This is a genomic window from Hyphomonas oceanitis SCH89, assembly GCF_000685295.1.
Classification (GTDB): domain Bacteria; phylum Pseudomonadota; class Alphaproteobacteria; order Caulobacterales; family Hyphomonadaceae; genus Hyphomonas; species Hyphomonas oceanitis.
In genome coordinates this window covers 1-8,177 of sequence record NZ_ARYL01000063.1, presented here as the reverse complement: position 1 = coordinate 8,177, position 8,177 = coordinate 1, and the positions used below count along the sequence as shown (strand labels likewise).

The 8,177-nt window shown below is 59.8% G+C and carries 8 protein-coding genes; all 8 read right to left on the bottom strand.

Going from position 1 to position 8,177, the window contains the following annotated elements; all coding sequences use genetic code 11:
- A partial coding sequence (locus HOC_RS19540) for an ABC transporter permease (RefSeq protein ID WP_035541810.1) occupies positions 1-472 on the bottom strand: 472 nt, incomplete at its 3' end.
- Positions 469-2,202 (bottom strand): ATP-binding cassette domain-containing protein, encoded by a 1,734-nt coding sequence (locus HOC_RS19535; protein ID WP_241767097.1) that lies wholly within the window; start codon positions 2,200-2,202, stop codon positions 469-471. The genes HOC_RS19535 and HOC_RS19540, both read right to left, overlap by 4 nt.
- A gap of 2 nt (positions 2,203-2,204) precedes the next feature.
- Positions 2,205-3,206: an HlyD family secretion protein gene (locus HOC_RS19530; RefSeq protein WP_035541803.1), complete on the bottom strand. Its 1,002-nt coding sequence runs from the start codon at positions 3,204-3,206 to the stop codon at positions 2,205-2,207.
- Between the two features lie 109 nt (positions 3,207-3,315).
- A complete protein-coding gene (locus HOC_RS19525; RefSeq protein ID WP_035541800.1) occupies positions 3,316-3,744 on the bottom strand; it encodes a potassium channel family protein in 429 nt (142 codons plus the stop codon).
- Entirely contained in the window at positions 3,741-4,169 is a 429-nt protein-coding gene (locus tag HOC_RS19520) for a hypothetical protein (RefSeq protein ID WP_035541797.1), read from the bottom strand. Before HOC_RS19520 ends, HOC_RS19525 begins: the two co-directional genes overlap by 4 nt.
- A 21-nt stretch (positions 4,170-4,190) precedes the next feature.
- Entirely contained in the window at positions 4,191-5,522 is a 1,332-nt protein-coding gene (locus HOC_RS19515; protein WP_035541794.1) for an APC family permease, read from the bottom strand.
- The gene (locus HOC_RS19510) at positions 5,519-6,016 is read right to left on the bottom strand and encodes a DUF411 domain-containing protein (protein ID WP_035541791.1); all 498 of its coding nucleotides are present in this window, start codon (positions 6,014-6,016) and stop codon (positions 5,519-5,521) included. The genes HOC_RS19515 and HOC_RS19510 overlap by 4 nt, the downstream gene beginning before the upstream one ends.
- Positions 6,017-6,033: 17 nt before the next feature.
- The coding region (locus HOC_RS19505; RefSeq protein WP_035541789.1) for a copper-transporting P-type ATPase at positions 6,034-8,177 on the bottom strand (2,144 nt) is incomplete at its 5' end.

Below are 8,177 nucleotides of genomic sequence, written 5' to 3'. Positions count from 1 at the left end.
TGATCCATTCCTGTTCCAGCCAGTTACCCCATAAGAGCTCAACATAACCGCTGACGAGATAAGCGGTATTCGGGTCGCTCCCGTCAACGATGACCTGGATGGGTGCGCTGTCCGCGCGAAACGCCTTCGCAGAAAAATCGGCAGGCAGGACGATCAAACCACCAATCTTGCCAAGCGACAGATCTCTCTCAAACAGGCGTCGATCGGGACCGACTTCGATCTCGAACAGGGTCGAATTTTCAAGAGCCGCCTGAAAACTCGCCGTCTCGGATGATTGCTGCTCCACCACAAGCGCGACGTCGAGCTCGCGTGGATCGAAGGTCACGCCATATCCAAACAGGAACAGAAGCAAAAGCGGCATCACGCCCGCGATCAGAACCGAACTTGGATCGCGCAAAATCTGGCGCGATTCCTTGGTGATCAAACCCGTCAGGCGCCGCCATTTGTGCGAGAAAGGCGCGTGCGGTGTCATGCCGTTTCTCGCTCCCGATCGCTTTGTTCGACAAGCGCGATAAAGGCATCCTCGAGCGTGGGGTCTTCCAGACCATGGGCGCGGGCCCTGTCCTTCAGATCATCCGGCGAGCCGGAAGCGATCATCCGGCTGCGATAGATGAGAGCGATGCGATCACAATACTCGGCCTCGTCAAGAAAGTGCGTCGTCACCATAATGGTCACACCATTGGCAACCATAGCATTGATATGGGTCCAGAACTCGCGGCGTGTGCGGGGATCGACGCCAGATGTCGGCTCATCAAGAAACAGGACGTCGGGATCGTGCATCACCGCGCAGGCAAGCGCCAGACGTTGCTTATAGCCACGCGGCAGGCTGAGCGCATTCACGATCAGCTTATCGGATAGTCCAAACGTATCGATCATACGTTCGATCGCCGCCTTGCGGACCTGGCCGCGCAAGCCATAAACACCGGCAAAGAAGTCCAGATTCTGGCGCACGCTCAAATCGCCATAGAGCGAGAATTTCTGGGCCATATAGCCAATCCGCCCGCGCGCTTTGCTGGGCGCGTTTTGAAGATCGAGACCGACAACGCGAGCAGAGCCGGCACTTGGCCGAAGCAACCCGCACAGCATTTTGAATGTCGTCGACTTGCCAGCGCCGTTCGGTCCGATCAGGCCGAAAATCTCGCCGCGCCCGACGTCAAAACTTATATCGTCTGCGGCGATGAAGTCTCCGAACCGGCGGGTCAGCGCGTTCGCCTCGACCACTTTATCGACCGTGTGGGTGGCAGCGCCCTGACGTTCGGCAAAGGGCGAGTTGGCCTTGAAACCGCCTCCGATCAAATCCATGAATGCGTCTTCGAAGCGCGGCGGTGTGAGTGCCATTTCCGACTGATCGCCAGCATCCAGCAGGTCCAGGGCCGGCGGTTCAGCGCCGTCAGCCAGGACCAGTCGGACGCGACTGCCCTGAATGACGCCATCGATCACGCCGTCAAGCTTTGTCGCTTCGCTCAGAACCTTGCGCCGATCGGTGCTGATATGACGGATCTGGTAGGTTCGGCCCGCGACACGGTCGGTCAGCTCTTGCGGCGAGCCTGCATAAAGCAATGAGCCCTCATTCAGGAGCAATACGCGCGCGCACCGTTCCGCTTCATCGAGATAGGCGGTGCTCCAGACAACCCCGATACCCTGCTCGACCAGATCATAGACCATGCGCCAAAGCTCGCGCCGCGAGATTGGATCGACTCCGACGCTCGGTTCATCCAGCAGGAGCAGATCGGGTGTCTTGATCAGTGCGCAAGCCAGGCCGAGCTTTTGTTTCATGCCTCCCGACAGTGCTCCGGCCAGTCGTTTCTTGAAGTCCGTGAGGCCGGTAAAGCGCAGAAGACGTTCGAAGGCGTCATCGCGGTCCGCGCCTGTAACCGAGCGCAGGTCGGCATACAGCGTCAGGTTCTCCTGGACGCTGAGATCCTCGTAGAGACCAAACCGTTGCGGCATGTACGACACAATCCGATGGACGGCGCGGGCATCGCTGACGGGATCAAGGCCTTGAACGGTGATTTTGCCGGTACTGGGAACCAGCAGTCCGGCGATCAGACGCAGGAGCGTTGTCTTGCCGGCGCCGTCCGGGCCGACGAGGCCGGTCACTTCGCCAGCGCTGACGCTGGCTGTAACGGCGTCGAGCGCGACCAGTTCGCCCTTGGCAAAACGCTTGGTGAGTCGATCAATCTGGACGAGCGGACCGGGCACGCTCAATGAGTCCTGTCCGTGCTGAGCAATACGGTAACCGGCATGCCCTGTTTGAGGCGGTTTTCGGGGTCTTCGGCAATAATACGCATCCGGTAGACGAGGCTTGTGCGCAATGACCGCGTCTCGACTGTTTTGGGGGTGAACTCGGCAACGGGTGAGATGTAACCGATCTGGCCGTGATAGACGTGTCCGGAATCTGTGCGGATTTCTGCGTCCATCCCGGCCTGGATCAGATCAAGATCAGGTTCTTCGATGTAAGCGCGCACCCAGACCGGAGAGGTCAGGGTCAGGGTGTAGATTGTCTCTCCCGCGCCTATGATCGAACCTGGTTCACGGACGCGGGTCAGGATGACCCCGTCATTGGGCGCGGTCAGCACCGTGTCGGCAGCGCGTTGCTCAGCGAGTGCGAACGCTGCCTGTTCAGCCGCCAGGACCGAGCGCGCCTGATCAATGTCTTCAGCTCGCGGTCCGATCCGGGCGAGTTCGAGGCCTTCTGAGGCAGCATCGCGCTGGGCGACCGCGCCTCCGCGGCGCGCCTCCGCCTCCTCATGCGCCTGATGAGAGGCGATGTCGCGTTCAGCGAGGTAGATTTGCCGTGAAAGTGTCGATTCGGCCACTTTCAGCGCCGCTTCAGCCTCAGCCAGCAGCGCTTCGGCTTGTGCGATTTCCTGGGGCCGCGCGCCAGCGAGCAGCACATTCAGCGCTGCCTGTGATCTTGCGACGCGCGCCTGGGCCAATTTGACTTCATTATCATAGTCAACCGGTTCAAGCGCCGCGATCACGTCACCAGCGGCGACCTGGTCGCCCTCCTCAACCTTCATCTCGGCAAGCCGTCCGGGGATTTTGAATCCAAGATTGACCTGGCGCACATCGACATTGCCCAAGACTTCAATATGACCCTGCTCTTCGTGGGGGGACTGAATCCGTGTCCATCCGAGGATCGCCGCCGCAAGGAAGACAATGACGATAGCAATCAGGCCGTAGCGCTTGAAATGGCGAGTCATTCGCGTCCCCTTCTCCCCATAATACGTCTGGCTGCGGTCATTCCCTGAATGACGCAGAATCGGACAGAGCGTTTCAGGTTCTGGTGTACAAAAACGTGTTGCGAACGGTTCATGGTGATTTAGCCTTGTCCTCATCCATCATGAACAGGAACAGCATGGCTGCCGAGCAGCTGATAAGCAGGAACCCGTTCAGGGCTTCGACGCCTGCGATCAGCCGCAAGTGTCCGGTTGGGACGATATCGCCGAGGCCGAGCGAGGTGTAGCTGACCAGTGAGAAGTAAAAGACATCCATCGCGCTTGCAGGCGTCTCGCTGCTCAGATCGCCAATGCCCAACACGCGGCCTGCACCATATGCGAGGGCGTAAAGACTGGCCGCCACGACATGCGCGATACCAGACACGCAAAGCGCAACAACGAGTTTGCGGCCGCGATGCCAGGTGGCCGCACCAAGGTGCCGGATCGCGCTTGAGACGATCACGTAATGCAAGGCGCCTGACAGCACGAAGGTGAAACTGGTGATAAGAATAGCCAGGATCATGATGCGGGCCTCGTCATGCGCCGCGCCATCCAGAGTGTTAACAAGGGAACCATGATCCACATCAAGATTGGGACAATGCCGATATTCGTGCAGGGAATGACCGGCATGGCTTTGCTATAGCGCCAGCCCCAGGATGCGCTGACCATGACCTGTTCGACCAGCGCAATCGCGGCCAACCCGGCGCCGGCATAGATCAGGAGCGGCATGGGATTCGAGACGCCTGGCGACCCAAACCGCAGCGCAAGACCGTAAGCGAGCGCCATCAGACCGGCATCCGCGATAGATGCGAGGGCGCAGGTCATGATCATCTGCCGGTGACTAAGGTGATCCATTGCATAGAATGGCATCTGCAAAGCTTCCCACACAAATGCTGTGAGGGCGCCGAAGATCACAATCCAGATTATGGGGCGATCGAGCAGGCGCATCAGATATGTATCCCCGGAAGGTCACGAATCTGAGTGCGCATGATCGGGCGCCTCCTTGTCGCGGATCCGCCTCAGATAGAGGGCTTCGAAGGCAAAGATTGCCGCCATGGAACCCAGTGCGATGACGACGATCATCGGGTCAGCACTGGCCTTGATGAAGAGGAATGCGCCAAGCGCGATCAAGTCGAACAGAATGGCGGCGATCAGGACCCAGGCGCGGGCGCCGACATCCTCGCGCAAATACCGCAGCACGCCGTAATGGATGATGATATCCATGACCAGATAGTAGATCGCGCCGAGTGAGGCGATCCGGCCAAGATCGAAGAAGGCGGCCAGAAAGGCAGCGAGCACGACGGTGTAGACGAGCGTATGCGTCTGGATGCCACCGGGCATGCCAAAATGCTTGTGCGGGATCAGGTTCATATTCGTCAGCATGGCGAGCATGCGTGAGACGGCGAACACGCTGGCCAGAAGTCCGGACGCTGTGGCTATGATCGCGATGATCACGGTAAACGCCACGCCACGATCGCCAAAGGCCGGGCGCGAGGCTTCGGCCAATGAAAAGTCCTTGGCCGCAACAATCTCTTCCAGTGTCAGCGAAGAGCCGACGGCCAGTGCCACAGCCATATAAACGACGAGGCAGATGGCCAGCGACCAGATGATCGCCCGGCCGACATTCTTGTTGGGGTTCTGGACCTCGTCGCCGCTATTCGTGATCGTCGTGAAGCCTTTAAAGGCCAGGATCGCAAGCGCGACACCGGCAAGGAAGCCAGCGGGGCCGGTCTGCTCAGTGGTCGCAGACGACGCCGCTTCGAAGGAGAGGCCTGACGCCCAGAGCGCTGCGCCAGCAAAGACCAGTATCCCGCCGACTTTGAGCACGGCCGCGACTTTGGACACGCCGCCGATAATCTTGTTGCCGGATATGTTGATCACAAAAGCAAAGACGATTAACCCGACTGCAAGCACCGGCACCAGAACGCTGTCTTTAGCGACATCGAAGAGCTGCAATGTGTAGGCCCCAAAGGTACGCGCGACGAGGCTTTCATTGATAATCATGGACATGGTCATCAGGAGCGCGCTGGCGGCGGCAATCGTGGTTGGCCCATACGCCTTCTGCAGGATCATCGCGATGCCGCCTGCCGACGGGTATTTGTTCGACATCTTGATATAGGTGTAGGCGCTGAACCCGCTGATGAAGGCCGCAATCAGAAAGGCTAGCGGGAAACCGGGACCGGAAAATTGCGCAACCTGGCCCGTGAGGGCAAAGATACCAGCGCCGATCATGACGCCGGTCCCCATCGCGACGGTGCCAGCGAGGCTTAGCGAACCTTTCTTATAGGTTTCGGACGTCATTGGTCCGCTGCCTGCTCGGCTGGGAAACGGCCAACATAGCTGGCAAATACGCTTTGCGCCTCACCATCGAACAGGATCACATCATAGGCATCGGGTGAATTTGGTGTTTCCATCCCCGGCGAGCCCATCGGCATGCCAGGCACAGATAGTCCCGCTGCGGCCGGACGTTCTTTCAGCAGCCTTCGAATGTCTGCGGCCGGGACATGGCCTTCGATCGCATACCCATCAATCTCGGCGGTGTGGCAGGATGCAAGTTGGTCGGGCACGCCAAGCGAGGCCCGCACTGGGGTCAGGTCCTCGCGTTCGATGACGCGGACGTCCAGGCCGTCGCGCTGAAGGTGTTTGACCCAGGCCGTGCAACACCCGCACCAGGGCGTCTTGTAGACCGTAATGGCCTGCGCATTCGCCGGACCGGCGGTTCCGACCATGAAGACAAATCCAGCCACGAGGGCGAAGACTGCCGCGCCCAGGGATCCAAGAATCCATTTTGACATGAGAGTAACCTTTCAAATTACAGTTTTACGGATCGCAAACGAAGCGCATTGGCGATGACCGAGACCGAGCTCAGGCTCATCGCAGCGGCGGCGATAACCGGACTGAGGAGCAGGCCGAAGAAGGGATAGAGAACGCCCGCGGCAACCGGCACACCAAGCGAGTTGTACACGAAAGCAAAGAACAGATTCTGGCGAATATTGCCCATTGTCGCGTGGCTGAGGCGTTGCGCGCGTGCAACGCCGCGAAGATCGCCTTTGACCAGGGTCACACTGGCGCTTTCCATCGCGACATCCGTACCCGTTCCCATCGCGATCCCGACATCAGCCTGTGCCAGGGCAGGGGCGTCATTGATCCCGTCGCCGCACATGGCGACAATGGCGCCCAGGGACTGGAGTTCGCGTATGATCCGGTTCTTGTCTTCTGGTGAGACATCCGCATGGACCGCGTCAATGCCAATCTGACGCGCCACGGCTTCGGCTGTCGCCTGGCTGTCACCGGTCAGCATGACGACTTTCATGCCAGCCTTGTGCAGGGCTGCAATGGCATCAGGCGTTGTCGCCTTGATCGGGTCGGCAACACCGATCAGCCCGGCCGGTTTGCCATCCAGCGCGACGAACATCACCGTCTGACCTTCGCGGCGATAGGATTCGGCGCGGGCTTTCAACGCGTCGTCAAATGCGCCGACCCGGCGCATCATCTTTGCATTGCCGATTGCAAGCAGTTTGCCATCGACGCGCCCTTGCGCGCCTTCGCCGGTGACGGATTCGAAGTCTGAAGCGGCGAGGCGTACCGCCCCGCGTTCTTCGGCGCCATTGACGATGGCCTGGGCCAGCGGGTGCTCGCTGCCGCGTTCAATCGCGGCGGCATAAGAGAGGAAGTCTGCCTCAGCGAGACCTTCGGCTGGTTCGACTGTCACGAGTTTGGGCTTGCCCTCTGTGAGCGTGCCTGTTTTGTCGACGACAATTGTATCGACTTTTTCCAGCGTCTCGAGCGCTTCAGCGTTCTTGATCAGAATGCCAGACTGAGCGCCCTTTCCGGTCGCGACCATGATCGACATTGGCGTCGCAAGACCCAGCGCGCAGGGACATGCGATGATGAGCACAGCGACCGCATTAACGATTGCGAATGCCATGGCCGGATGTGGCCCGAAAACCGCCCAGACGATGAAAGTGACAATAGCGGTCAGAACAACCACCGGAACAAACAGGCCCGCCACAGTGTCGGCGAGCTTCTGGATCGGTGCACGCGAGCGCTGGGCTTCGGCGACCATGCGCACAATCTGAGACAGCATCGTATCCGCTCCAACGCGGGTCGCCGCCATGACAAACGAACCCGTGCCATTCACGGTGCCGCCGGTGACCGGATCGCCTGTTGCTTTCTCCACTGGAATGGGTTCGCCCGTGATCATGGACTCGTCGACATTCGACCGGCCCTCAGCAACCTCGCCATCGACCGGGACTTTCTCGCCGGGGCGAACGCGCAGACGGTCGCCGGCCTGAATGTCATCAACAGAGACTTCCTCGTCCTGGCCATCCGCCATGATCCGATTGGCCGTTGGCGGCGTGAGTTCCAGAAGCGCACGGATCGCGCCTGACGTGGCACTGCGGGCCCGCAGCTCAAGCACCTGCCCGAGAAGGACAAGCGTCGTGATGACCGCCGCTGCTTCAAAATAGACAGAAACTTCGCCCGCTTCGTTACGGAACGCATGCGGGAAGATGCCCGGAAGGGCCGTCGCAACGAGCGAAAAGATGAAGGCAACGCCAACGCCGAGCGAGATGAGTGTGAACATGTTGAGGTTCATCGTCCGGAGGGAGCGCGCGCCGCGTTGGAAGAAGGGCCATCCGCCCCAGAGCACGACAGGAACCGCCAGTGCGAACTGGGCCCATTGCGCCCAACCGGCGGGCAACAGACCTTCGAGCGGTTTGCCCGGGATGAGGTCGCCCATAGCGTAGATGGCAAGCGGGACGGTGAAGATTGCGCTAATCCAGAACCGACGTGTCATGTCGTCGAGTTCGGATGTGTCCTCCTCACCGACGACGATGCCTTCAGGTTCGAGCGCCATGCCGCATATTGGACAGCCGGAATTGCGTACATCGCGAACGTTGGGATGCATGGGGCACGTGTAGACAGTGCCGGAATACGCCGGCGGCACAAGATCAT

What these genes read in the sequence shown, in the direction of transcription:
- HOC_RS19530 (WP_035541803.1), bottom strand. Translation starts at nt 3,206, where the DNA reads ATGACTCGCCATTTCAAGCGCTACGGCCTGATTGCTATCGTCATTGTC.
- HOC_RS19525 (WP_035541800.1), bottom strand. Translation starts at nt 3,744, where the DNA reads ATGATCCTGGCTATTCTTATCACCAGTTTCACCTTCGTGCTGTCAGGC.
- HOC_RS19520 (WP_035541797.1), bottom strand. Translation starts at nt 4,169, where the DNA reads ATGCGCCTGCTCGATCGCCCCATAATCTGGATTGTGATCTTCGGCGCC.
- HOC_RS19515 (WP_035541794.1), bottom strand. Translation starts at nt 5,522, where the DNA reads ATGACGTCCGAAACCTATAAGAAAGGTTCGCTAAGCCTCGCTGGCACC.
- HOC_RS19510 (WP_035541791.1), bottom strand. Translation starts at nt 6,016, where the DNA reads ATGTCAAAATGGATTCTTGGATCCCTGGGCGCGGCAGTCTTCGCCCTC.